The 23703-nt window shown below is 63.3% G+C and carries 22 protein-coding genes; 12 read left to right on the top strand and 10 right to left on the bottom strand.

Annotated elements, in window-relative coordinates:
• The first annotated feature begins 252 nt into the window (after nt 1-252).
• Genes H7A19_12925 through H7A19_12915 form a run of 3 tightly spaced genes read left to right on the top strand, consistent with a single transcriptional unit; the run spans nt 253 to nt 2576 of the window.
• The gene (locus tag H7A19_12925) at nt 253-792 is read left to right on the top strand and encodes a PspA/IM30 family protein (GenBank protein MCP5475730.1); all 540 of its coding nucleotides are present in this window, start codon (nt 253-255) and stop codon (nt 790-792) included.
• A complete protein-coding gene (locus H7A19_12920; GenBank protein ID MCP5475729.1) occupies nt 789-1349 on the top strand; it encodes a hypothetical protein in 561 nt (186 codons plus the stop codon). Before H7A19_12925 ends, H7A19_12920 begins: the two co-directional genes overlap by 4 nt.
• A 21-nt stretch (nt 1350-1370) precedes the next feature.
• Nucleotides 1371-2576, top strand: a complete 1206-nt coding sequence (locus H7A19_12915; GenBank protein MCP5475728.1) for a VWA domain-containing protein — start codon at nt 1371-1373, stop codon at nt 2574-2576.
• Between the two features lie 134 nt (nt 2577-2710).
• On the opposite strand, the gene H7A19_12910 is transcribed toward H7A19_12915, so the two are convergent.
• The 6 genes from H7A19_12910 to rlmE form a co-directional block, all read right to left on the bottom strand.
• The gene (locus tag H7A19_12910) at nt 2711-3004 is read right to left on the bottom strand and encodes a hypothetical protein (protein MCP5475727.1); all 294 of its coding nucleotides are present in this window, start codon (nt 3002-3004) and stop codon (nt 2711-2713) included.
• Nucleotides 3001-3636 carry a nucleotidyl transferase AbiEii/AbiGii toxin family protein gene (locus tag H7A19_12905; protein MCP5475726.1) on the bottom strand — a complete coding sequence of 212 codons (636 nt, stop codon included), beginning with the start codon at nt 3634-3636 and terminating at the stop codon, nt 3001-3003. The genes H7A19_12910 and H7A19_12905 overlap by 4 nt, the downstream gene beginning before the upstream one ends.
• A gap of 121 nt (nt 3637-3757) precedes the next feature.
• Entirely contained in the window at nt 3758-5119 is a 1362-nt protein-coding gene (gene glmM, locus H7A19_12900; protein MCP5475725.1) for a phosphoglucosamine mutase, read from the bottom strand.
• A gap of 111 nt (nt 5120-5230) precedes the next feature.
• Nucleotides 5231-6073: a dihydropteroate synthase gene (folP, locus tag H7A19_12895; protein MCP5475724.1), complete on the bottom strand. Its 843-nt coding sequence runs from the start codon at nt 6071-6073 to the stop codon at nt 5231-5233.
• Nucleotides 6074-6157: 84 nt separating this feature from the next.
• Nucleotides 6158-8059 (bottom strand): ATP-dependent zinc metalloprotease FtsH, encoded by a 1902-nt coding sequence (gene ftsH / locus H7A19_12890; protein MCP5475723.1) that lies wholly within the window; start codon nt 8057-8059, stop codon nt 6158-6160.
• Nucleotides 8060-8130: 71 nt separating this feature from the next.
• A complete protein-coding gene (gene rlmE / locus H7A19_12885) occupies nt 8131-8751 on the bottom strand; it encodes a 23S rRNA (uridine(2552)-2'-O)-methyltransferase RlmE (GenBank protein MCP5475722.1) in 621 nt (206 codons plus the stop codon).
• 72 nt (nt 8752-8823) lie between these two features.
• Here rlmE and yhbY point away from each other — a divergent pair, with 72 nt between their 5' ends.
• A complete protein-coding gene (gene yhbY, locus H7A19_12880) occupies nt 8824-9117 on the top strand; it encodes a ribosome assembly RNA-binding protein YhbY (protein MCP5475721.1) in 294 nt (97 codons plus the stop codon).
• A 53-nt stretch (nt 9118-9170) separates the two neighbouring features.
• Entirely contained in the window at nt 9171-9545 is a 375-nt protein-coding gene (locus H7A19_12875; GenBank protein MCP5475720.1) for a hypothetical protein, read from the top strand.
• Nucleotides 9546-9864: 319 nt separating this feature from the next.
• On the opposite strand, the gene H7A19_12870 is transcribed toward H7A19_12875, so the two are convergent.
• The 3 genes from H7A19_12870 to H7A19_12860 all read right to left on the bottom strand — a co-directional run bounded on the left by H7A19_12870 (nt 9865) and on the right by H7A19_12860 (nt 12935).
• Nucleotides 9865-11607: a phosphoenolpyruvate carboxykinase (GTP) gene (locus H7A19_12870; protein MCP5475719.1), complete on the bottom strand. Its 1743-nt coding sequence runs from the start codon at nt 11605-11607 to the stop codon at nt 9865-9867.
• A 158-nt stretch (nt 11608-11765) separates the two neighbouring features.
• Entirely contained in the window at nt 11766-12209 is a 444-nt protein-coding gene (locus tag H7A19_12865) for a hypothetical protein (GenBank protein ID MCP5475718.1), read from the bottom strand.
• A 120-nt stretch (nt 12210-12329) separates the two neighbouring features.
• Entirely contained in the window at nt 12330-12935 is a 606-nt protein-coding gene (locus tag H7A19_12860; protein MCP5475717.1) for a TetR/AcrR family transcriptional regulator, read from the bottom strand.
• Nucleotides 12936-13068: 133 nt separating this feature from the next.
• Here H7A19_12860 and H7A19_12855 point away from each other — a divergent pair, with 133 nt between their 5' ends.
• The 7 genes from H7A19_12855 to H7A19_12825 all read left to right on the top strand — a co-directional run bounded on the left by H7A19_12855 (nt 13069) and on the right by H7A19_12825 (nt 22949).
• Nucleotides 13069-13920: an alpha/beta hydrolase gene (locus H7A19_12855; GenBank protein ID MCP5475716.1), complete on the top strand. Its 852-nt coding sequence runs from the start codon at nt 13069-13071 to the stop codon at nt 13918-13920.
• On the top strand, nt 13920-16397 hold the full coding sequence (locus tag H7A19_12850) for an acyl-CoA dehydrogenase (GenBank protein ID MCP5475715.1): 2478 nt from the start codon (nt 13920-13922) through the stop codon (nt 16395-16397). The genes H7A19_12855 and H7A19_12850 overlap by 1 nt, the downstream gene beginning before the upstream one ends.
• A gap of 10 nt (nt 16398-16407) precedes the next feature.
• Nucleotides 16408-16917 carry a DUF4442 domain-containing protein gene (locus tag H7A19_12845; protein ID MCP5475714.1) on the top strand — a complete coding sequence of 170 codons (510 nt, stop codon included), beginning with the start codon at nt 16408-16410 and terminating at the stop codon, nt 16915-16917.
• Between the two features lie 389 nt (nt 16918-17306).
• Nucleotides 17307-19139, top strand: a complete 1833-nt coding sequence (locus H7A19_12840; protein ID MCP5475713.1) for a M2 family metallopeptidase — start codon at nt 17307-17309, stop codon at nt 19137-19139.
• Nucleotides 19140-19203: 64 nt separating this feature from the next.
• Entirely contained in the window at nt 19204-19866 is a 663-nt protein-coding gene (locus H7A19_12835) for a GPP34 family phosphoprotein (protein MCP5475712.1), read from the top strand.
• A gap of 317 nt (nt 19867-20183) precedes the next feature.
• On the top strand, nt 20184-21038 hold the full coding sequence (locus H7A19_12830) for a deoxyribonuclease I (protein ID MCP5475711.1): 855 nt from the start codon (nt 20184-20186) through the stop codon (nt 21036-21038).
• Nucleotides 21039-21245: 207 nt separating this feature from the next.
• Nucleotides 21246-22949 carry a hypothetical protein gene (locus H7A19_12825; protein ID MCP5475710.1) on the top strand — a complete coding sequence of 568 codons (1704 nt, stop codon included), beginning with the start codon at nt 21246-21248 and terminating at the stop codon, nt 22947-22949.
• Nucleotides 22950-23056: 107 nt separating this feature from the next.
• Here H7A19_12825 and H7A19_12820 read toward each other — a convergent pair.
• Nucleotides 23057-23703 (bottom strand): IS630 family transposase (locus tag H7A19_12820; GenBank protein ID MCP5475709.1); only part of this gene is annotated, 647 nt, incomplete at its 5' end.

Raw genomic sequence — 23703 nt, 5'->3', positions numbered from 1 at the left:
TCGGCACTACAACAGCCTCGTACGCCGCGGCTCTGGTAGAGCGGAGCTCGCTCCGCTGCTTCTGCTGGGCTTGTCCGTATCACCGTGGCGCGATCCACCTGAGTTCGATCTGCGCTCAGCCTAACAAGCCGCTCGGATGGGCGCACGTAAACTCCATGTAAACCCGCGGCGACAGAGTTTGCATGATCGGTCCTGTTCGCTGCGCGCCGGGCGCTGGAGGATGGCTGCACCTTCCGCAACCGGAGCGCCCCGATGGCGATCGTCAACCGAATCACCCGCTTGTTCGCGGCCGATGCCCACGCCGTGCTGGATCGACTGGAAGAACCTGAGGCCCAGTTGCGCCAGGCCATCCGCGAGATGGAAGCGGCCTGCACACGACAAACCCTGGCGCTGAAGCAACTGCAGGCAGAACGCGCGCAAGTCCAGAGCCGCAGCAATGAAATCCGGCAGGCGCTGGTTGCGATCAATGAGGAGATCGAGCTCAGTTTCCAGGCCGACAACCAGCCTTTGATCCGCCGCTCGCTGCGACGTCGTCTGGAGGGCGAGCGTCTGATCCAGATGCTGCAGCAGCGCCTGTGCCGGCTGGACGAACACGTCGCCGAGCAAACGCCGCTGGTCGAGCAGCAGCGCCAGCGTCTGGAGGCCATGCGCCAGAAGGCCGCCCTCTACGACACCGACTGCGCCAGTCCTGCAGTTGAATCGTCCCGCTGGAGCGCTGAGGACATCTGCATCAGCGAAGCCGACATCGACCTGGCGCTGCTGCGCGAGCAGCAGGCCCGGAGGTCGTCATGAATGCCCCTTCCTTCTGGCGGCAGCTGCTGCTGGCTCTGGCTCTCAGCGTGTTAGGCGTGGTGCTGCACGGCACGCTGTCGATGATCCTCGGCGGGTCCGTATCGATTCGCCTGACTCTGTTGGCGGTGACGATGGCGTATGTGCTGTTCCTGCTGCACAGCAGCCCGGCGCGCAGCGGTCGATGGCTGGCAACGCTGGCCGGTCTTGGTCTGGCTGGATTGCTGATGCTGCTGAACCCGGCCTTGTGGCTGTGGCTGCTGTTGCTGACCGGATTCATCTGGCTGCTGCGCTCGCTGCAGAGTTACAACAGCCTGATTCCCGCCGCCATCGATGCTCTGATCTGCGTGCTGGCGCTGGCTGCAGCCATCGCCACCGCGCGTCACAGCGGCAGCCTGTTCCTGAGCCTGTGGAGCTACTTCCTGATCCAGGCATTGCTGGTGCTGCTGCCCATGACCCGGCCCCTCAAACCTCACCCCGCGGCGTCCGCCGAGGTTGATTTCGATATCTCGTATCGCAACGCCGAAGCGGCGCTGCGACGCCTGTCCCTGCGTTCCTGAGTGCACCTGAAGGAGATCACCATGAAAACCAAACTGCTGGTATCCGCCATCCTGCTGGCCACCGCCGTGGTCGTCTACGCCTGGCCAATGTCCAGTTCACCGTCTGCTTCCGCACCCGATATCGACCCGATCGCACCCATCGCGGCAATCCCGGAATCCAAACCCATCGTCGAAGTGGTCTTCGTGCTCGACACCACCGGCAGCATGAGCGGGCTGATCAAGGCGGCCAAGGACAACATCTGGGCCATCGCCCGGTCCATGGCCTCGGCCCAGCCGCAGCCGGAGATCCGCGTAGGTCTGGTCGCCTACCGTGACCGCGGCGATGCCTATGTCACCCAGGTGGTCGATCTGTCGGCGGATCTGGACTCGATGTACGCCAGTCTGATGGACTTTGCCGCCTCCGGCGGTGGCGACGGCCCGGAGGCAGTCAACGAAGCGCTGTACGCTGCCGTGCATCAGATCCAGTGGAGCCAGGATCCCAAGGCTTACCAGACCATCTTCCTCGTTGGTGATGCGCAGCCGCACATGGATTATCCCGATGACGTCAAGTTTCCGGTTACCCTGAAAGCCGCAGCGGCGCGGGGCATCGTCGTCAACACGGTGCAAGCGGGCAATGATCCGATGACTGAACTGGCCTGGCAGCAGATTGCCCAGCTCAGCCAGGGGGCGCACTTCAAGGTGGGCCAGGGCGGTGACGCCATTGCCGTGACTACGCCCTACGACGAGCACATGGCGACCTTGTCGAAGGAACTGGATCAAACCCGCTTGTTCTATGGTGACGCTGCCGAACAGGAACGGGCCGCGTCGAAAGTGGCCGCCACCGACAAGCTCAGTCGCTCGGGCTCAGCCAGCACGCTGGCGCAGCGCGCCGCCTTCAATACGTCAGCTTCGGGCGGCAAGAATTTCCTCGGCGAGAACGAACTGGTCGAGGATGTCGCCCAGGGCCGCGTTGATCTCGCCAGACTCGACAGCGCCCAACTGCCTGAACCACTGCGTGATCTGTCGACCGCCGAGAAACGCAAGGTTATCGCCCAGACCCAGGGCCGCCGCGAAGCGTTGAAGCAGGAGATTGCCGAACTCGCCGAAAAGCGTCAGTCCTATATCGAGCAGGAACTGAAGAAGGACGCCGACGTGGCGCAGTCGCTGGATTACCAGATCTACGGCGCCGTCCGCGCCCAGGCGGCAAGGAAGGGCCTGAGCTACGACGAGGCGGCCCCGGCGCACTGAGAAGGACTGCTTCGCGGCGCACTCCACAATGCGATGGTGCAAGCCATTGATTTGTCGCCAATAGTGACAGGTCCAAGAAAAATATCGGAAGGAAGGTGATGGCCACGGAAGGCGCCGCGCTGCGCCGCCGCTTCCTACCGGGTGCCCAGATCGCGCTCCGGCAAGGGCTGAGGGGCGAGGTCCAGCATCAGATGCCAATAGGCCCAGGACCGAGGGTCGATGATGCCCGGCGGCGCCTGGCGCAAGGCCTGACGCAGTTCGTCATCACTGAGGTACTCGCGCAGCTGCGACATTTCCTCAAAACGGGCGTAGCGAAACGCATACGCCAGGAAGCGAATCGGGTTCGCCAGCGCGAGACCCGGAGGCTCGAACCAGACCAGCTTCTGCGACAATTTGGCCGTGTGCTCATTGAGGGGTATGAACATCAGAGCACCGGGAGTTTTCGCGGATCAACGGCCCGAACGGCCCTGGCCAGATCCCTGCGCACCGCCTCAGGCACGGTGGCGAGATTGCCATCCTCGAAATAGCACAGGCTCTTCAGTGTGATTTCAGGCGTGAAGCTAGGCGCATACAGCGCCTTCGCTGCTGCCAGCATCTCACTCAGCGAGATCCTGGCTCGCGTCAGCAGCGCATGAACGTCCAGATAGTCCTTGGCCTCCGCGCGCTTTTGAATCACAAGGGCCTTCATACCGCCCAGTTCCAGAAGATCTCCCAGGCGCACGGGCGCACCTTCCTCCGCCAGTGGCGGGCGTAGGCTGGGCAGGCGCGGCACACCGAAAAAGGAGAGCAGGATCGGGTCCTGGCGCCAGACGCGAACAGTCAGAGTATTCGGCTCCATCTGCAAAGGTTCGCACTGGGCAAGCAAGGGCAAGTGCTCGATGAGCTCCTGCGCATCGATGTCGCGGCGCGCAAAGAAATCAAAATCTACCGACTGTCGATGACCCAACTGCAGGGCGATCGCGGTGCCACCGTACAACACGAACTGCTCCGGCACCGCGGCTAGTTCGTCCCAGAGCGCACGCTGCGCAGCCGGCAAGATGGACAAATGCAAGGCAGACATGAAGGCACGCTAGCCAGGTACACAGTGAATCTTAGCAGCCAGACCGACTTGAAGAATCGTTGAAGGACCATGCCCTGTCCCGACGAATACCCAGCCTGTCCGCTGCCAGTTCGAGCGCCTGCTAAGCCGCCGTGGTCTCCGCCGTGACCCTCACCAGATCCGCCAGTCGCTGCGAATGGGCCTCGACCACCGCCAGATCACGGGCTTCAACCGTGACCCGGATCAGCGGCTCGGTGCCCGAGGCCCGCAGGATCAAGCGACCGCCCTGCCCCAGCGCGGCCTCAACCTCCGCCCTGCCAGCCAGAATGTTCGGGTTCTGAAGCAGGGTTCTGGCATTGCCCGCGATGCGCACATTGATCGTGCGCTGCGGCAAGCGATGCAGATCAGCGGCCATCTCGCCGAGCGTGCGCTGGCTGTCGGCCAGCACTTCCAGCAGCAGCAAGGCGCTCATCAGGCCATCGCCGGTGCTGGCCTTGTGGGTGCAGATCACGTGCCCGGAGGCTTCGCCGCCGAGGATGCCGCCGGTCTCGCGCAGGCGTTGGTGGACATAGCGGTCGCCGACGGCTGCGCGCTCGAAGCCGATGCCCAGCTCCTTCAGCGCCAGCTCGATGCCGAGGTTGGTCATGACCGTGCCCACGACCGGCCCGTGCAGCACACCGCGCGACTGCCAGTGACGCGCGAGCAGGAAGACGATGTCATCGCCATCCACCAGTCGACCATCGGCGCTGACGGCCATCAGCCGATCGGCGTCGCCATCGACCGCCAGACCCAGCGCCGCACCGGTGCGGGTGACTTCGGCGCGCAGCGCAGTCAGATCGGTGGCTCCATATCCGGCATTGATGTTGAAGCCGTTGGGCTCGTCACCGATGGCGGTGACATGAAAGCCCAGCTCTTCAAACAGGCGCGGACCGACGCGATAGGCGGCGCCGTGGGCGCAGTCGATGACCAGACGCAGGCCCTGCAGCGATTCCAGCCGGCGATCCAGGCGCGATTTCAGAAATTCCAGATAACGGCCGTTGGCGTCATCCAGACGGCTGGCCTTGCCCAGATTTCGCGGCGACACCATCGGCGCCGGCGCATCGATCGCGGCCTCTATGGCTGCTTCGACCTCATCATCGAGCTTCTCGCCCTGCGCCGAGAAGAACTTGATGCCGTTGTCCTCGTAGGGGTTGTGCGAGGCACTGATGACGATGCCGGCCTGGGCGCGCTGACTGCGGGTCAGAAAAGCCACGGCCGGCGTCGGCATCGGACCGAGCAGCACCACATCGGCCCCCGCGGCAGCGAGTCCTGCTTCCAGCGCCGACTCCAGCATGTATCCGGACAAGCGGGTGTCCTTGCCGATGAGTACGCGGGGACGTTCGTGGGTCCGGGACAGCACGGTGCCGGCAGCGCGACCCAGTTTCAGCGCAAACTCGGCGGTGATCGGCTCCACACCCACGCGTCCGCGGATGCCGTCGGTTCCAAAATAATGTCTTTCGTTCATGGGCGGATGTTCGAGGACGCGGCGACGCTGTGCAAGCGGCACCAGCCGATTGCCATCGAGTCGTCATCTGCAAGCTTCAGTCAGACCACGCGCGATGGCACTGCAGAGGGCTCAGTCGTCGTCACCCCAGAGACTGGCGGCTGATGGTCGAGACGCCGCAATCACTGCGGCGGGCGTGGCATCGTCCACTGCCTGCCAGACGCTGAGTGCGTCGCGCGTGGCGGCGACATCATGAACGCGCACGATGGCCGCGCCGCGCTGCACGGCGATCAGTGCAGCCGCCACCGAGCCCACCGTGCGTTGATCCATGGCCTCGCGCCCGGTCAGTGCGGCAATCATGCGCTTGCGTGACAGCCCGGCCAGGATCGGGCATCCAAGCACCTTGAACGAATCCAGTCGGGCCAGCAGTTCCAGATTGTGCTGCAGATTCTTGCCGAACCCAAAGCCCGGATCGACGACGATGCGCTTCTTGTCGATGCCGGCGAACTGGCAGGCGAGAATGCGGTCGGTCAGAAAACGCTGCACTTCGGCGCAGACGTCGTCGTAACTGGGCGCCTGCTGCATGTTTCCGGGCTCACCCTGCATATGCATCAGACAGATGGCTGCACCAGATTCGGCAGCCGCCTCGATCGCCCCAGGCTGACGCAAGGCGCGGACATCATTGATAAGCCCGGCACCGGCAGCAACGGCGGCACGCATGACCTCGGGCTTGCTGGTGTCGATCGAGATCGGGGCCTGGGTGCGGGCGGCCAGCGCCTCGATGACCGGGATGACCCGGCGCAGTTCTTCCTCCCCATCAACCGGTGTCGCTCCGGGCCGGGTGGATTCGCCGCCGACGTCGATGACATCTGCTCCCGCGTCGATCAGCTCCAGTCCCCGGGCGATTGCCGCGCCGGTATCGTCCCATTGACCGCCATCCGAAAACGAATCGGGCGTGACGTTGAGCACGCCCATGATCCGCGGCCGATCCAGAATCAGGAGTCGGCCACGGCAATCCAGCGTCGGCTTGGGCGCCTCGAACACTGCGCGAAGTCGGGCTCAGGTCTGCGCTGCTGGCGTCGCACTTGGCGTGACCGGCGCCGTCGGCTTGGTCGGATTCGACGGCGCACCGCCGTCACCCTCGGTCCAGTCCGATGGCGGCGGCACGTCCTTGCCGGCCATGATCGCATCGATCTGCACGGCATCGATGGTCTCATACTTCATCAAGGCATCGGCCATGGTGTGCAGCTTGTCGTTGTTCTCGACCAGAATGGTCTTGGCGGTGTTGTAGCAGCGGTCGATCAGTGCCCGCACTTCGGCGTCGATCAGTTCCGCCGTCTCCGGCGACACCGTCTTGGTCTGGGTGATCGAGCGGCCGAGGAACAATTCTTCCTCTTCGTCGCCATACATCAGCGGCCCGAGCTGATCAGACATGCCCCACTTGGTGACCATGTTCCGCGCCAGCTGGGTGGCGCGCATGATGTCGTTCGAGGCACCGGTGGTGACCTTGCCGTGGCCGAAGATCAACTCCTCGGCCAGGCGACCGCCGTAAAGCGAGCAGATCTGGCTTTCCAGCCAGGTACGGCTGTGGCTGTAGCGATCGCCCTCCGGCAGGAACATGGTCACACCGAGCGCGCGGCCACGCGGAATGATCGAGACCTTGTAGACCGGATCATGCTCGGGCACCACCCGACCGATGATGGCGTGACCGGCTTCGTGATAGGCCGTCAGACGCTTTTCGTCGTCGCTCATGACCATCGAGCGGCGCTCCGCGCCCATCAGGATCTTGTCCTTGGCTTTCTCGAAGTGGGTCATCGCCACGTCGCGGGAATTGTCGCGCGCTGCGAACAAGGCAGCCTCGTTGACCAGATTGGCCAGATCAGCACCGGAGAATCCGGGAGTACCACGGGCGATCACCGAGGGCCGCACGTCGTCACCCAACGGCACCTTGCGCATGTGCACCTTGAGAATCTGTTCGCGGCCGCGGACGTCGGGCAGACCCACCACCACCTGGCGATCGAAGCGGCCCGGGCGCAGCAGCGCCGGATCAAGCACGTCGGGACGGTTGGTGGCAGCGATGACGATGATGCCCTCGGAACCCTCGAAGCCATCCATCTCCACCAGCAACTGGTTCAGCGTCTGCTCGCGCTCGTCGTGACCACCGCCGAGGCCAGCGCCGCGATGACGACCGACCGCATCGATTTCGTCGATGAAGATGATGCAGGGCGCGTGCTTCTTGGCCTGCTCGAACATGTCGCGCACACGGCTGGCGCCGACACCCACGAACATCTCGACGAAGTCGGATCCGGAGATGATGAAGAAGGGCACCTTGGCCTCGCCGGCGATGGCCTTGGCCAGCAGCGTCTTGCCGGTGCCGGGCGGGCCCACCATCAACACGCCGCGCGGAATCTTGCCACCAAGCTTCTGGAACTTGCCTGGATCGCGCAGGAACTCGACCAGTTCGTGCACTTCTTCCTTCGCCTCGTCCACACCGGCGACGTCGGCAAAGGTAACCTTGACCTGATCCTCACCCTGCAGGCGGGCCCGGCTCTTGCCGAAGGACATGGCCCCACGACCACCGCCGCCGCCCTGCATCTGGCGCATGACAAAGATCCAGAAGCCGATCAGCAACAGCACTGGCAGCAGATTCAGCAACAGCCCGAACAGCGAGAAACCGGTCTCGGGCGGCGTCTGCGTGACCTTGACGTTGTTGGCGATCAGCGTCTCGACCAGGCGCGGGTCTTCCGGGGCATAGAGCTCGAATGCCTTGCCGTCCTGCATCTTGCCGGTCATCTTGCGGTCAGCAGCGATCTTGACCTCGACCACCTGCTCGCGCTCGACCCGCTCCAGGAACTCGGAATACGACAGGCCGGCACTGGGTGCTGTGGTCGGTCCGAAGTTGCGGAACACCGCCAGCAACACCAGTGCGATCACAGACCACAGCAGCAGGTTTTTCATCATTTCGTTCAAAACACGCTCCTTTCAACTGCGTCGCACCCAGTTGCGACTACAGTTAACCAACCTCGAATGTACTAGACCTTAAAGCCTGTCGCCAGCGCGTAAACCTCACGACTTCGATCCCGGGAAGCCTTCGGTTTGCGCAGGTTCACCTTGTCGAACTTCGTGCGCAAGACTTTCACGTACTGGTCGAATTCGGTTCCCTGGAACAGCTTGACCAGATACGCACCACCGCGTCGCAGATGCGCACATGCAAAATCCAGGGCCATCTCGGCCAACACCATGGATCTAGCCTGGTCGACCGTCGCCACACCGCTGAAGTTGGGGGCCATGTCCGACAACACAAGGTCCACCTTCGCTTCGCCCAGCAACTTTTCCAACTCGCTCAATACACGATCATCCGTGAAATCGCCGAGGATGAACTCGACGCCGGGCAAGGGATCCATGGGCAGGATATCCAGCGCCACCACCCGGCCGCGGCCCTTGAGCCAGTCCTGTGCCACCTGACTCCAGCCACCGGGCGCCGATCCCAGATCGACAACGACCATTCCCGGCTTCAGCAGGCAGTCCTTCTCCAGCAGTTCCTCCAGCTTGTAGGCGGCCCGCGAGCGCATGCCTTCGGTCTGCGCCTTGCGCACGAAGGGATCGGAGAAATGCTCGTTCAACCATCGACTGCTGCTCTTGCTGCGCCCCATGACCTTGCTGAATCCAGTGACAAACGGCTTCATGATAGCCTTCGCGCCCTCAATTCCCCCGGAGCACAAGTCATGGCTCTCAAAAATGCGCAGAAGAAGTTCCTGCGAGGTCTGGCCCACGACTTGAACCCCGTGGTCATGGTGGCGGATCGCGGCCTGGCACCCAGCGTGCTCAAGGAAGTCGAGATCGCACTGACCCACCACGAACTGATCAAGGTTCGCGTCACCGCCGAAGACCGCGAAGCTCGCGATGCGCTGATCGCCGAGATGATCGCCGCCACCGGCGCCGAACTCATCCACAAGATCGGCCACGTGGTGAGCATTTACCGCCGCAATCCGGAACAGCCGCGCATCGAATTCCCCTGAATAGCAGCCAGATCTTCTTGATCTCCTGACAGCCTGGGCCAGGAACCGAACACATGCAGCTGATGTGGCAACCCGACGAAAGTCCACGCGCCATCACCGGCATTGATGGCCAGCGCGTGCGCATGGGCGCCACCTGGCAAACCCGCAGTTTCTGGGTTGACGCCAGGCGCACACAGCCGTGGACGCCGGCGAGACTGGAAGACATAGACGAGAGTGCGCTGTCCGAATTGCTGGATGCATGCCCGGAAGTGATCCTGCTTGGCACCGGTCCGCGCGCCCGATTGCTGGCACCCGCGCTGCAGGCCGGCATCCTGCGCCGCGGCTGCGGCATCGAGTGCATGGACAATGCTGCCGCAGCCCGCACCTACAACGTGCTGCTGGGCGAAGGCCGCGCGGTGCTGGCGGCGTTTCTGATCGACGCGGATTGATCGATAGTAGGAGCGAGCTCGCGTCGCGACGGGCGATGCGATGATCCAACCCTGAGGCAGGTCGTGGGCAGAAGCAGGACGCGAAGGACGCAAAGGAAGAGCAGAAAGGACGCGAAGAAAAGCGTTCTTGTATGCCAGAGGCTGTGATTGCAGCACTATCGCAGAGGACGACGGCCCACTCGTCCGCCCGCAGGGCCATTGGAGCTCGCCGGTGAAGCGGCGCTGCCCTGAGGAGGGCCGCGCGCCTGCGCGGCCGTTGTCAATCTGACGCCGGCACAAGGCGGCGCCGCAGCGCGGCGCCCGCCAAGGCAGCACCCTGCTAGCCCAGACTCGCCCGCACCCGCTGCTGTTCGAACCGCAGCGCCTCAGGCACACGGTCTCCGAAACTGTCCAGATAACCGCCGATCTCGTCCAGTTCGCGGCGCCAGCCTTCCCGGTCGACTGTGAGCAGCGTATCCAGCGCGCCGTTGAGCTTCTCCAGTCCCCGCAGGTCCAGGTCCTCGCGCCGCGGCAGGAAGCCGATGGGAGTTTCCTCGGCCTCGGCCTTGCCGGCGCAGCGATCGAGTATCCACTGGAGCACGCGCAGGTTGTCGCCAAAGCCCGGCCACAGGAACTTGCCGTCGGCGCCCTTGCGGAACCAGTTGACGTGGAAGATCCGCGGCAGATTCTGCAGGCGCTCGTCGAAGGACAGCCAATGACCGAAATAATCGGCGAAGTTGTAACCACAGAAGGGTTTCATGGCCATCGAATCGCGACGCACCACGCCCACTGCACCGGTAGCTGCCGCAGTGGTCTCTGAGGCCATCGAGGCGCCGACCAGCACGCCGTGACGCCAGTCGCGGGCCTCGAAGACCAACGGCACCAGCGACTCGCGCCGGCCACCGAAGATGATCGCCGAGATCGGCACGCCGGCCGGATTGTCGGCCTGTTCGGTGAAGCTCGGGCACTGGCGCATGGACACCGTGAAGCGGGAGTTGGGATGCGCCGCCGGGCCATTGGCCGGATCGTAGTCGCGTCCCTGCCAGTCGATGGCCGGGGTCTCGTCCGACAGACCTTCCCACCAGGGGCGATTGTCCTCGGTCACCGCGACATTGGTGAAGATCGCATCGTGATTGAGTGTCGCCACGGCGTTGGGGTTGGTCTTGCGGCCGGTGCCCGGCGCCACGCCGAAGAAGCCTGACTCGGGATTGATGGCGTACAGACGCCCATCCGGTCCCGGATGCAGCCAGCAGATGTCATCACCGACGGTCCAGACCTTCCAGCCCTTGTGGGTCTCGGGCGGAATCAGCATGGCCAGATTGGTCTTGCCGCAGGCCGAAGGAAATGCGGCGGCCACATAATGGGTTTCGCCCGCCGGATTCTCGATGCCCACGATCAGCATGTGCTCGGCCAGCCACCCTTCCTGACGCGCCTGCCAACTGGCAATGCGCAGGGCGTGGCACTTCTTGCCCAGCAGTGCATTGCCGCCGTAGCCCGAGCCATAGCTCTGGATCATCAGTTCCTGTGGGAAATGCATGATGAAACGGCGGGCCGGATCCAGTTCGCCGATCGAATGCAGCCCCCGCACGAAACGCCCGTCTCTCTCGATACGCGCCAGCGCCGGCGCCCCCATGCGGGTCATGATGCGCATGTTGGCCACCACGTAGGGACTGTCGGTGATTTCTACACCGCAGCGCGAATACGGAGAGTCGATCGGCCCCATGCAGTAAGGCACCACATACAGCGTGCGTCCGCGCATGCAGCCCTTGAACAGGGCATCCATCTTCTGGTGCGCCTCGTCCGGCGCCATCCAGTTGTTGTTGGGGCCAGCGTCATCGGCGTGGCGGGTGCAAACGTATGTAAGGTGCTCGACGCGGGCAACATCGCTAGGATCGGAACGATGCAGGAAACAGTCAGGATGGGTGTCCGGATTCAGCGGCAGCAGATCGCCGTTCTCCACCATCAAGGCTTCCAGTTCGCGCCTTTCGGACTCGGAACCGTCACACCAGCGAATCTGGTCCGGTTCGGTCAATGCGGCTACTTCCTGAACCCACTGGTTCAGTATTGCAAGCTGAGAGCTCATAGATTTCCTGATAAATCAATGACTTGATAAATTCGCGCCGAGCGCATGCGCGGCAACATAGCGGCAGCGGCGAATAAATTCAATGAAACCTTCGGCGCATCACGCTGCGCCGAACGGTGACCGCATAGCAAGAAGGTAGCGCAGGCCGACCGCCTGCGCTACGGCTCGCGTCGCTTTTCCGAAAGTTCCAGACCGGAGTCCTCGCACCATTCCCTGAGGGCTGCCGTCAGCGCCTGATCCTGATAGTCGTACCAGAGCTGCAACTTTCCGCGATGGTCCAGCAGCGCCTTGAAGCGTCCGAAAGCCCCACGCCGGCCGAAGATTGCCCTGACCTGTTCGTAATCGGCATCCGGCAGCTGCTGCGCCGCAAATCGCAAGGCCAGATGGCTGCCCAGATCGAGGTCGCGGCGATGCGGTACCTGGACGTAGCGTGTGTCGTCCTCGATATCCTCGGGCAACTCCTCCTCTACCCCTTCGCCCTGCCAATGGATGCTGCCGTCTATCCGTGAGACATAAGCCGCGGTCTCAACGGGGCCATCACTGCTGACCCATTCATGGGCCATCACCAATTCATCGAGATACACCAGAGTTCGACTCGGCATCTTCGATCACTCCTTCAATCTCAGCACACACGCCGCAACCTCTTGAGCCACCGGACTTTTCGCACGAGATGAGAACCTTCCGGAAGACTGCCGGTGGCGGCCAGACTCGCCCTGCCTCGCCTACTCGGCCGGAATCAGCGTCTCGATCATGTGTCCCACATAGGCATCGAAGACCTCCTGAGTAAGCCGGGTGCTGCGGAACTGCAAGGTCAGCTGCAACAGACCGATATACGCCGAATAAGCCAGCCGAGCCCGATGCATCGAGGATTCCTCGTTCATGCCTGCCTGCTGGAACACCCGCGCCAGATAGACCATGCGCTCCTCGGAGACCCGATCCATGACCGGCGCCACCACCGGATGATCCGAGGCGCGCAGCAGCGCGGCGTAGATCTTGTGCGATCGCATCTCGCGACTGGTCAGCCGGAACAGCTCACGCAGGCGCTTGCCCGGGTTCTCGATGGACTCGACCCGGGAGATCACGTTGTGGGTATCAGTCTCTTCCCAGCGCTTCAGCGCAGCCTCGATCAGGGCGTCACGCTGGCTGAAATGCCAGTAGAAGCTGCCTTTGGTCACGCCCAGACGACGCGCGAGCGATTCTACCGCGACGGCAGCGACGCCCTCCTCGGCCATGAGTTCCAGGGCGGCCAGCTCCCAGTCCTGCGCCGTCAGGCGTTGTTTTTCTGCGCGTTCGGGGGCCGCCGACGCGCTTTCCAGTGCGTTTGTCATGGGTACGTAGCAGAGACGTGAAGGCTATCCATACGCAAGCGTATTGACAGGCGGCTGCCTCGTCAACATACTCGTCCGTATGGAGTGCACCAAGATGACGCAAACTGGCTCCGCCCTTACCCCGACGGTGCAGATGCATCCCGGTCGAGGAGATCTGTTTCTCGCCGTCGAGCACTACGGCCAGGAGTCCGCACCGCCCTTGCTGTTTGCCCATGGATTCGGTCAGAACCGACACGCCTGGCGTGGCACGGCCACGCAACTGGCCGAGGAAGGCTGGCTTGGTCTGGCCATCGACGGGCGGGGCCATGGCGACTCCGACTGGGCGCCGAATGGTCACTATGAAATGGAGCATTTCGCCGAGGACCTGGCCGCCATTGCCCGCTCCTTGCCAGAAAAGCCGATCCTGATCGGCGCGTCGATGGGCGGCTTGCTGGGACTGCTGGTCGAAGGTGAAGGCCAGGAGAGTCTGTTCCAGGCCATAGTGCTGGTCGATGTCACGCCGCGCTGGGAATCCGAGGGCGTTGGGCGGATCTTGAAGTTCATGGCCCAGCATCCGGAGGGTTTCGACAGCCTCGAACATGCCGCCGAAGAGATTGCGCGTTACCTGCCCCACCGCGAACGCCGCGATCCGGAGCGCCTGCGTACTCAATTGCGGCAGAAATCGGATGGCCGCTGGCGCTGGCATTGGGACCCCCGCCTGCTGGAGCGTGTCGCGGCCGAAGCCGAGCGCTACATCCCGCGACTGCAGGCGGCGGCCAGACGCGTGCAGATACCCGTGCTGCTGCTCAGCGGCGGCCGCAGCGACGTGGTCTCCAAACACACCATCGGCGAATTCCTGCAACTGGTTCCGCATGCCGAACACGTGTGCATCGACGATGCCACGCACATGGTCGTCGGTGATCGCAATGATGTTTTCACTCGGGAGATTTCCCGTTTCCTGCAAGGGCTGTTGCCTCGGCAGGTTTCCACCCTAGGAGAAGTGTGATGTCTGGATTCCTACCCTTACTCGCGTTGATCGCGGTCGGTCTGGCCTGCGGCTTCACCCGTGCCGGTCTCAAGACCTGGACCGTGGCCAGTGCCGCCGCCCTGACACTGGCCTCGCTCTACAGCGGCGCCTCCTGGGTGACCCTGGGGCTGACCTGGGTGGTGTTCGCTGCCATTGCAGTGGTGCTGAACTACCGCCCGCTGCGAGTGCAATTGCTGAGCCAGCCGATGCTGGATGTCTACCAGCGAATTGCGCCGCAGCTCTCCGACACCGAAAGGGTAGCGCTGGAAGCCGGCACCGTGGGCTGGGAAGGAGAGCTGTTCTCCGGTCGCCCGCGCTGGAGCAAGTTGCTCAAGGCGCCAGCGCCACAGCTCAGCGGCGAAGAAAAGGCTTTCATGGACGGTCCGGTCGAGGAAGTCTGCGCACTGATCAACGATTGGGAAATCACGCACGAACGCAACGATCTGTCGCCGCAGGTGTGGGATTTCCTGAAGCGCAACCGCTTCTTCGGCATGATCATCCCCAAGGAATACGGTGGACTTGGCTTCTCCGCGCACGCCCATTCGGTGGTGCTCCAGAAGCTTTCCAGCATCAGCCCGACGGTCAGTTCCACCGTGGCTGTGCCGAACTCACTCGGCCCGGCTGAACTGCTGCTGCATTACGGCACTGACGAACAGAAGAAGCACTATCTGCCACGCCTGGCCGACGGCCGCGAGATTCCCTGCTTCGGCCTGACCAACCCCTGGGCCGGATCCGATGCGACCTCGATTCCGGACTACGGCGTGGTCTGCAAGCGCACCGTCGATGGTCAGGAAGTGCTCGGCATCAGCCTGACTTTCGAGAAGCGTTACATCACTCTGGCGCCGGTGGCCAGCGTCATCGGCCTCGCCTTCCGTCTGCTGGACCCAGATGGCCTGCTGGGTGACAAGAAAGACGTCGGCATCTCGCTGGCGCTGGTTCCGCGCAACACTCCGGGGCTGGAAGTCGGTCGTCGCCATCTGCCGCTGAACATTCCCTTCCAGAACGGACCGGTGAGTGGCAAGGACATGTTCGTTCCGCTGGATCAGCTGATCGGCGGCACCAAGTACGCTGGCCAGGGCTGGCGCATGCTGGTCGAGTGCCTGTCGGTGGGCCGCGCCATCTCGCTGCCCTCGGGTTCCACCGGCAGCGTGCGCATGGCCGCGCTGGCCACCGGTGCCTACGCCCGCATCCGCAAGCAGTTCGGCATGTCGATCGGGCGCTTCGAGGGTATCGAAGAGGCGCTGGCGCGGATCGGCGGCCTGACCTACGCCGTCAGCGCGGTCTCCCGCATGACCGCGGCCGCGGTGGATCAGGGTGAAAAGCCGGCCGTCACCTCGGCCATCGCCAAGTACCACGCCACCGAACTGGGTCGCTCGATCATCCAGGATGCCATGGATGTCCACGGCGGCAAGACCATCATCCTCGGGCCGAAGAACTATCTGGGGCGTCAGTGGCAGGGTTCGCCGATCAGCATCACTGTGGAAGGCGCCAACATCCTGACCCGCAACATGATCATCTTCGGTCAGGGCGCGGTACGCTGCCATCCCTATGTTCTCAAGCTGATGCAGGCGGCCAGCGTGGCCGATCCGCAGCGGCGCATCAGTGAGTTCGACAACGTGCTGTTCAAGCATGTCGGTTTCGCGGTGTCCAATGCCTGCCGCGCGTTCTTGTACGGTTTGACCCACAGCCGCATCGGCACTGCCCCGGGCGATAGCTACACCAAGCGCTACTACCGCAAGCTGTCGCGCTACAGCGCTGCGCTGGCGCTGGTCGCCGACACCTCGATGCTGCTGCTCGGCGGCAAGCTCAAGCAGAAGGAGCGCATTTCGGCACGGCTGGGCGATGTGCTGAGCTATCTGTACATCGCTTCGTCGATGCTCAAGCGCTTCGAAGATCAGGGCCGTCCTGAACTCGACCGTCCCTTCCTGGCCTGGGCCTTCCACGAGTGCATCCATCGCATCCAGGCGGCACTGGACGGCGTGCTGCGCAATTTCCCGGTGCGCCCGGCGGCCTGGCTGCTGCGGGCCCTGGTGTTCCCGATCGGGCGTCTGGAAGCCTTGCCCGGTGACCGCCTGGGCCGTCGCGTCGCCACCCTGCTGATGTACCCGAACGAGGCCCGCGATCGACTGGGCGAGTTCTGCTACCTGACACCCACCGCCAACAACCCGGCCGGCCAGATGAACAGCGTGCTGGCATCGATCATCGAAGCCGAGCCGATCGAGCGCAAGCTGGCCAAGGCCGCCAAGGCGGGCACGCTGACCGCACCGGATGCCGAGGCGCAACTCGCCGAGGCCGTGCAGTACAACGTCATCACCGAGGTCGAACGAGATCTGCTGATACGTACTCGCGCGGCCACCGCCGACATCATCGCCGTCGATGATTTCGACACCGCCGATCTGGTTGCCGGCCGTCGTACCGAAGCCGGTGCCCGTGCCAATCTGCGCAGCGCTGCCTGAGGGTGTACCGATGAGCGCCGAATCCGCGAAGAATCCCAAACATCTCCCGGGTGCTCGCAGTGCGGCGCTGCGACTGTTCCGGCGCTGGGGCAACAGCGGCTTCGGCCGCTGGCTGTGCTCTCGCGCCATCTGCTTCCAGGCCCCCTATTTCAGCAGCATCTCGCCGCTGCTGGAATTGCTGGAACCGGGACACGCGATCGCCTCGATCAAACAACGTCGAAGCGTGCAGAACCATATCGGCACCGTGCATGCGATTGCCCTGTGCAATCTGGCCGAATTCGTCGGTGGTTTGGCCACCGACGCGGCGGTGACCGCCGAGCAGCGCTGGATTCCTAAGGGCATGACCGTGCGCTACCTGAAGAAGGCGCTTGGACCCATGCGCGCCGAGGCCCAACTGGACAATATCGGCGAACTAAGCGAGGGGGCCGAGAAAATCGCCCGCGTGGTCATCAAGGACCGCCAGAACGAGACGGTGTTCAGCGCCGACATCAGCATGTGGGTGAGTCCCAAGCGGGGGTAATCACTTAGCGCGTAGCCCGTTGCGCCGCGCAGCGGCTCAGCGGGGCTTTTCCGCGTCTCCGCCCGGGAGCGCTGCTTGAAGGCAAGGCAGCGAACGCCGCCATCATTCGGCACCCGATGCGCCATCAAGCGTGCCACTAGTGTGGTGCCCGTTTCGGGAAACTCCCATGACCGTGCAGGTACCGAAGTGTTGCACCTTCGAACACGCAGCTGATAAGTCACTTCAGATATCAGCTCCATACATCTGATTTGTATCACTATTCGATGCACGAGTGGCCATGGTTTGCTGGCCTTTGATGCGCTTGCGGAGACCTGCTCCTTCGTGACCTTCCCGTTCTTCCCCGCTAGAGTCCATGGTCCGCTGCATATCGATGTCCGCTGGAGGTCACCATGAATCATTGGCGCTGGACGGCACTTCCGGCCTGCATCGCACTGCTTTGCGGCTGCGCGCAATCAAACTCTGCTCCACCCTCGGACGCTGATGCGCAAAAGCTGGCCGGCGAGGCCAAAGCCATGGTCCAGCGCATCAATGACGAGGCCTTCGAGCGCCAGCGCGAATCCAGTGCGGCCGGCTGGGTGGCCGCCACCTATATCAATGACGACACCCAATTGCTGGCAGCGCGCGCCCAGCAGCGCGATCTGGCCTATCAGGCGAAGGTGCTCGACGAGGCCCGCCGCTACACCGATGCCCGTCTGGACAACAGCACCCAGCGGTCGCTGGATCGTTTGCTCAACCAGACGGTGTTGCCGCCGGCGTCGGCTGCCGAGCAGGCCGAATTGACCACGATCGGCGCCCGCCTTGAGGCCGCCTACGGTTCTGCCAAGTCCTGCCCCGATCCGGACAAGCCGGAGAGCTGCCGCGATCTGATCGAACTGTCGCGGGTGCTGGCGGAAAGCCGCGACCCGGCCGCGCTTCGCCAGGCCTGGATCGATTGGCACGACACCGCGGCGGTCATGCGCGACGACTATCGGCGCTATGCCGAACTGATGAATCACGGCGCCCGGGAATACGGATACAAGGACACCGGCGACCTCTGGCGCAGCGGCTACGACATGTCGGCCGAGGATTTCTCGCTGGAAACCGAGCGCCTGTGGAGCCAGGTGCAGCCGCTGTACACCTCACTGCAATGCTATGTGCGCACCCGGCTGAACCAGCATTACGGTGATACCGAAGTGCCCAAGACCGGCCCGATCCCCGGGCATGTGCTCGGCAATATGTGGCAACAGGACTGGTCAGCCATCTATCCGCTGGTCGAGCCCTACCCCGGCGTTGCCAGCCTGGACGTCAACAGCGGCTTGCAGAAGGCGAAGTACGACGCGGCCAAGCTCACGCGTCAGGCCGAGGGTTTCTACACCTCGCTGGGCATGCCCGAGCTGCCGCAGAGTTTCTGGCAGAAGTCGATGCTGACCAAGCCGGCCGACCGTGACGTGCAGTGCCATGCCAGCGCCTGGGACATCGACATGAAAGGCGATGTCCGAATCAAGATGTGCATCGAGGCCGACGAAGAGAATCTGCGCACGATCTATCACGAACTCGGTCATGTCTATTACTACCTGGCCTACCAGCAGCTGCCGCCGCTGTTCCAGACCGGCGCCCATGACGGCTTTCACGAGGCCATCGGCGATACCGTGGTGCTGTCGCTGACGCCCGGCTATCTGGCCAGGATCGGCCTGATCGATGCCCCGAAACAATCGAATGAAGCCCTCATCAACGCCCAGATGAAGATGGCGCTGGAGAAGATTGCTTTCTTGCCCTTCGGCAAGCTCATCGACCAGTGGCGTTGGGGCGTGTTCGACGGCTCGATCAAGCCGGAAAACTACAATCGCAGCTGGTGGGAGCTCAAGCAACGTTACCAGGGCGTGATGCCGCCGGTGCCGAGGGATGAAACCCGCTTCGATCCCGGCGCCAAATATCACGTACCCGCCAACACGCCCTACACCCGTTATTTTCTGGCGCATATCCTGCAGTTCCAGATACAGCGTGAGCTCTGCCGCGCGGCAGGCGACAACGGCCCCCTGTACGATTGTTCCATTTTCGACAACAAGGAAGCCGGTGCACGCTTCTGGGCCTTGCTGCAACGCGGCGCCAGCCAGCCCTGGCAGCAGACCATGAAGGAATTCAGCGGTAGTGAGCAGATGGATGCCAGCGCGATCCTTGAGTATTTCCAACCCCTGTCAGCCTGGCTGGATCAGCAGAATGAAGGACAACGCTGTGGCTGGTGATGCATTCTTCCCAGCGCTGAGAGCAGGACTCACCCTGCCCTGACACCGCTGTCGAGGATCATCTGTGCTGCTCGGAGAGGACTTTCTGCTGCTGTCGCTGGATGTGAGCTCCGGACTGCCATTGCCAGGTCTGGCAGTCCTGCAGCGACCGGCCTTTCTGGCGGCCTGTCTGCTGGCGGAACTGGCGGTACACCAGCAGGTAGGCTGGAACCCAGACGGCGTGCAGATCTTCGACGAGTTGCCGAGTTACCATGGGCTGATCAGCCAGTCTGTCGATGCCTTGCGGCGGGCGCCGGCTGCCAATCCGGCCGATGCCATCCGCACCATCGGCCGGGAGGTGCGCGATCTGCGTCTGCAACTGCTCGACAGCCTGATCACTCGCGGACTCTTGCACGAAGGCAGTCGCCGCAGCTACTGGCTGTTCGGCCAGCGCCGTTACCCGGTGCGTTCCATCCGCGCCCGCAACGAAGCCATGGAGCACCTGATGGAAGCCACCACCGGGCGCAGTGCATCCATGCGCAGCACGGCCTTGTTGCTGCTCAGTGACGCCACTGCCGCCAACGGACATCTGCTGAGCGCGGCTCAAGCCAACGAAGCCAGCGCCCGAGCCACCGCGCTCATCCAGGAAGTCAGACATCATCTGCCGGAGGCGCGCGAGTGGAGCAACACCCACAGCGCCATTGCCCTGCTTACCGGTATCGCCGAGGCACTCCCACACGTGATGTGAGCGAGGGCTTGCGCCAGGGCTCAATCGGCGCAGGAGCGAGCTCGCGCCGCGAAAAATGCAGAGTAGGAGCGACCTCGCGTCGCGACCGAGAACGGTCGGAATTCGGCACTGCCGGTCGCGCCGCAAGGGCGCTCCTACGAAAAGAAGCAGGTCGGTGTGCCCGCGGAACCTCCGGAACCATGCTTCCATGGGCGTGAGGCCTGTCACGAGGCACACCAATCGCCGACCAGTGCACCGTTGCACACATGTTTTCACTTGACTGACACATCTGCAGCGCATGCTTCGCCAGCTCACTTCGAGCCGTATGGGGATACGACATGAAGAGCTTGCGCTGGATCACGCTGGGGGCGTGTTTGCTGGTGTTGTCGGGCACGGTGTCTGCCGCCGCCTATCTGAGAGTGGTTTCCTGGAATCTGCTGCATGCCGGTTACAGCGGGCAAACCGACTGGAATGACTACGCCACGCAGGCGTGGACCAAATTCGGCACCACCGCATCGGCATCCAATGGTGTCGACCTGATCTTTGCCCAGGAAGTGATGTATGACACCGCAGCCGCCAGTCTGGCTGCTGCCCTGAACAGCGTCACCGGCTACACCTGGGATTACCGCGTGACCGCTGCCATCGGCCGAAGCAGCTACAAGGAGCGCTACGCGGTGTTCTTCCGCACCGATCGCGTCCAGATCCTGTCGCATTCGGTCTGGACCGACACCGGCGACAAGTTCGAACGCGAGCCCCAGATCGTCAAGTTGCGACATATCCAGACCGGCGCCGACTACACCTTCATCAATTGGCACACGGTGTTCGGCACCACCGCCGAACGGCAGGCCGAGATTCAGCAGATCGCATCCGTCTTCAGTTCCATCCAGTCGAGCAGCAGCAGCGATCAGGATGTCATACTGCTCGGCGATCACAACCGCGATGCCACTTCTCCGTGGTGGAGCACGTTGATCGGCCAGTCACCGGCGGTGAGCAACAAGGTCAACGATCTGACCTCGATCAACACCAGCTGCGCCTTCGCCAGCGCCTATGACCACTTCTGGTTCCAGAGCAGCTACGTCACCGAGTTCTCGAGTGCAGGTCGCGATTACATCGCCGACATGTGCGCCTTCCGCAATGTTTCCGATCACGCGCCGATCTTCCTGTCGCTGTATTCGTCAGCCGATACCGACTAGCGAGCGCCGTGCACCGCGGTTGCCGCACGCAGCCGCGGTGCAAGGCCGGAAGGTCGTGTGCGCCGCTCCGCATGGTTTCCATTATCAAAGCAGGCCGAGAGTGCCGCGCAGCGGCTTCCCGGCAGGATCGATGAATTCAGACACCGGCAATCTGACACTCGCGGCAGTTGGCGAATACCGAGTCCGTCAGGTCGGTGCCTCCGCCTGATGCGCCAGGCACTCTGGATCACCCTCGCCATCGCGCTCGTCAGCCTGATGGTCTGGCATCTGCAAGACGAGAGCGACCCATCGCCTGCAACGCCCGTCACCACAGTCGCCACTGCAGACCAGCCAACGCCCATCCACACCGCCGACGCCGTGCTCGGTCCCTACACCGCCTCCTCGGTGGACTCGAATCCGGCCCGGGAACTGATTCGCTTTGAGACCCTGCTGTTGCCCGATGGCTCAATCGGTGCCAGCAGCGACTCGGTGCGCCTGGGTCTGGCCTACGTTTCAGCGGACGAAGCCCGCACCTGGCAAGCGTGGAAGGACGGCGGTTCCGAAGGCGCGGGCCCAGCCAGTTATGCCGAACTCGCGACCGTCGTACGCTGGCTGGACTTGCCGGCCGAGCGGCTCGCAGACGGCAGTGTGCGTGTGGGTCCAATCACCATCCCAGCTGCTGATCGTTACGAGCTGCAGGCTCGATCAGCCAGCCCCCTGCACTTTTATCTGGCCACCTTCAGCGCCGACGCCTATCCCGTCAATGTGACTCCCACCGTGGCTGCGGGCTTGCGCATTGTCCACCAACCCGCGCCCGATGCCGACGTCCGAGTGCTGCTGCGCCGCACGGCAGACCTTGATGCCAGCGCCGAATGGCAATCGCTGATGGCGCGTGAGGCGCCGCAGCTGTTGGGCGCCTATGACGATAGCTCGGTAGCTGTGGTGCCCGGCGCCGTCCTTGCGCCACTGCCGCCAGGCCCACTGGACGTCATTCTCGAGATCGACGGCATCGAGGCCGAGCGCTTGCCCGCGGATCTTCGCGCCGGGACCATCACCGAATTGCGCTTCGACCCCGTCAAGCAGACCGTCGCGCAAGCCGTGTCGGTGCAGCTGCAGCTGGATTTCGTGGTCGAAGGCTCGGGCCAACCCATACCCGATATCGAAGTCACCTGGTTTGGCGGCAAGATCGACCAGACCCGCACCACCAATGCCCGCGGCAGCGTGAGCTTCAAGGGCGTCGACCGCCAGAAGATTCAGCGATTCAACCTGCAAATGCCAGTGACCAGCGACGAGCTGCCCAGATGGCCCGATCAAAGATCCATCGAGTTCAGACCCGACGCCGAGCCCCCCGCAAACCTCAGGTCCCGGCAGATCCACAAGACGATCGAACTGCGACCCCTGCAATGGCTGATGGTCCGCACCGGCACACTGGCAATTCCCAAGATCCCCCAGCGCAACCATCCATTTCCCATCTTCGTGCTCCAGCGCGAACAGTCCGGGGCATGGACAGACGTTGCCGCTGACCGTTTCATCCCGATCGCCGACGGCATAGCCGCATCCCTGCAGGAGCCGGGCCGCTACCGACTGGTGGCCCTGCAAGCACCGTGGTCTCTGCTCTATTCCACGCCTAGCCAGACTCAGTCTGCCAGCGGTCGCTACCCAGTCAGCCTGATCCCCGATCCCGGCCGCCCGGTCACCATCACCGTCTTCAGCGCCGGAGTCCCCCTGGCGCGCGCCCCAGTCTCCCTGCGCGGCCCCGTCCGCGGCCTGCCCGCCTCCGCCATTGATACCGACCCCCAAGGCCAGATCCACCTCAACGGCGTTACTGAGTCCAGCCTCGAACTGGAAGTGCCAGGCTACCGGAGCATTAGCGCAGACCTGCGATCGGCGAGCGCGCTGGTCGAGTTGAGCCCTGACCAGGAGTCAGAATAAGGCCGTTGACCTGCTGCGCGCTGCATCGCCAGCTTGCGACACACTCGTTTCCCCGAGACGATTTCTGGCCCAAAAGCATTCATTAACCCGGCAACCAATTATGTCAGTCAGCGAGCATGGCGAGCCCACGGATGGGTGAAGGAGGCACGAACGCGCTCAGGGGTGCGCTGCAGAACTTCCATGAAAGCGCGTGCGGCGCTCCAGAGGTCGTGTGTGGTGCGTTTGAGTTCTTGGCTTCGCAGCACCGCCTTCAAATCCCGGTTCAGATATTCGTCGGAATTGGCTTCGGGCGTGTACGACGGCAAATAGAACGCCTCTATGCATTCGCTGCGCTCGGCAAGCCATTCCTTGACCTGTCGAGCGTGATGCACGCGCAGGTTGTCGAGAATCAGGAAGACCTTGCGACCTTCGGCTTCCTGGATCAGTCGATCCATGAAGTCGATGAAACGGTCGGTGTTGATCGCGCCGGGGTAGAAGGCAAAGCGCACCAATCCCTGGTTGGTCACCGCCGAGATCATGGTCACGTGCGACCAGCGGGCTGTGTGCGGCAGAACCGGGGTCTTGCCGGCTGGCGGGTAGCCGCGAACCCACGCGGTATCTTGCTTCACCGCAGTCTCGTCGGCCCAGTAGATCTCAGCGTTTTCTGCCTTCGCACGGGCCTGGATCTGCGGGTACTCCACCGCCAACCAGCGCTCGACGTCCGCAGGCCGCTGCTCCAGCGCGCGCTTGATCGGACGCTGAGGCGTCATTCCCC

This window comes from Rhodanobacteraceae bacterium, from assembly GCA_024234055.1.
Classification (GTDB): domain Bacteria; phylum Pseudomonadota; class Gammaproteobacteria; order Xanthomonadales; family SZUA-5; genus JADKFD01.
The sequence above is the reverse complement of the archived record's forward strand: the minus strand, read 5'-3'. Positions and strand labels throughout refer to the sequence as shown.

Bases quoted from the DNA above. Each gene is read 5' to 3' on its own strand.
- ftsH (MCP5475723.1), bottom strand. From the start codon at position 8,059: ATGATGAAAAACCTGCTGCTGTGGTCTGTGATCGCACTGGTGTTGCTG.
- H7A19_12845 (MCP5475714.1), top strand. From the start codon at position 16,408: ATGAGCGCCGAATCCGCGAAGAATCCCAAACATCTCCCGGGTGCTCGC.
- H7A19_12865 (MCP5475718.1), bottom strand. From the start codon at position 12,209: ATGCCGAGTCGAACTCTGGTGTATCTCGATGAATTGGTGATGGCCCAT.
- H7A19_12830 (MCP5475711.1), top strand. From the start codon at position 20,184: ATGAAGAGCTTGCGCTGGATCACGCTGGGGGCGTGTTTGCTGGTGTTG.
- yhbY (MCP5475721.1), top strand. From the start codon at position 8,824: ATGGCTCTCAAAAATGCGCAGAAGAAGTTCCTGCGAGGTCTGGCCCAC.
- H7A19_12855 (MCP5475716.1), top strand. From the start codon at position 13,069: ATGCATCCCGGTCGAGGAGATCTGTTTCTCGCCGTCGAGCACTACGGC.
- glmM (MCP5475725.1), bottom strand. From the start codon at position 5,119: ATGAACGAAAGACATTATTTTGGAACCGACGGCATCCGCGGACGCGTG.
- folP (MCP5475724.1), bottom strand. From the start codon at position 6,073: ATGGGCGTGCTCAACGTCACGCCCGATTCGTTTTCGGATGGCGGTCAA.
- H7A19_12860 (MCP5475717.1), bottom strand. From the start codon at position 12,935: ATGACAAACGCACTGGAAAGCGCGTCGGCGGCCCCCGAACGCGCAGAA.
- H7A19_12840 (MCP5475713.1), top strand. From the start codon at position 17,307: ATGAATCATTGGCGCTGGACGGCACTTCCGGCCTGCATCGCACTGCTT.
- H7A19_12870 (MCP5475719.1), bottom strand. From the start codon at position 11,607: ATGAGCTCTCAGCTTGCAATACTGAACCAGTGGGTTCAGGAAGTAGCC.
- H7A19_12875 (MCP5475720.1), top strand. From the start codon at position 9,171: ATGCAGCTGATGTGGCAACCCGACGAAAGTCCACGCGCCATCACCGGC.
- H7A19_12825 (MCP5475710.1), top strand. From the start codon at position 21,246: ATGCGCCAGGCACTCTGGATCACCCTCGCCATCGCGCTCGTCAGCCTG.
- H7A19_12915 (MCP5475728.1), top strand. From the start codon at position 1,371: ATGAAAACCAAACTGCTGGTATCCGCCATCCTGCTGGCCACCGCCGTG.
- H7A19_12925 (MCP5475730.1), top strand. From the start codon at position 253: ATGGCGATCGTCAACCGAATCACCCGCTTGTTCGCGGCCGATGCCCAC.
- rlmE (MCP5475722.1), bottom strand. From the start codon at position 8,751: ATGGGGCGCAGCAAGAGCAGCAGTCGATGGTTGAACGAGCATTTCTCC.
- H7A19_12905 (MCP5475726.1), bottom strand. From the start codon at position 3,636: ATGTCTGCCTTGCATTTGTCCATCTTGCCGGCTGCGCAGCGTGCGCTC.
- H7A19_12850 (MCP5475715.1), top strand. From the start codon at position 13,920: ATGTCTGGATTCCTACCCTTACTCGCGTTGATCGCGGTCGGTCTGGCC.
- H7A19_12920 (MCP5475729.1), top strand. From the start codon at position 789: ATGAATGCCCCTTCCTTCTGGCGGCAGCTGCTGCTGGCTCTGGCTCTC.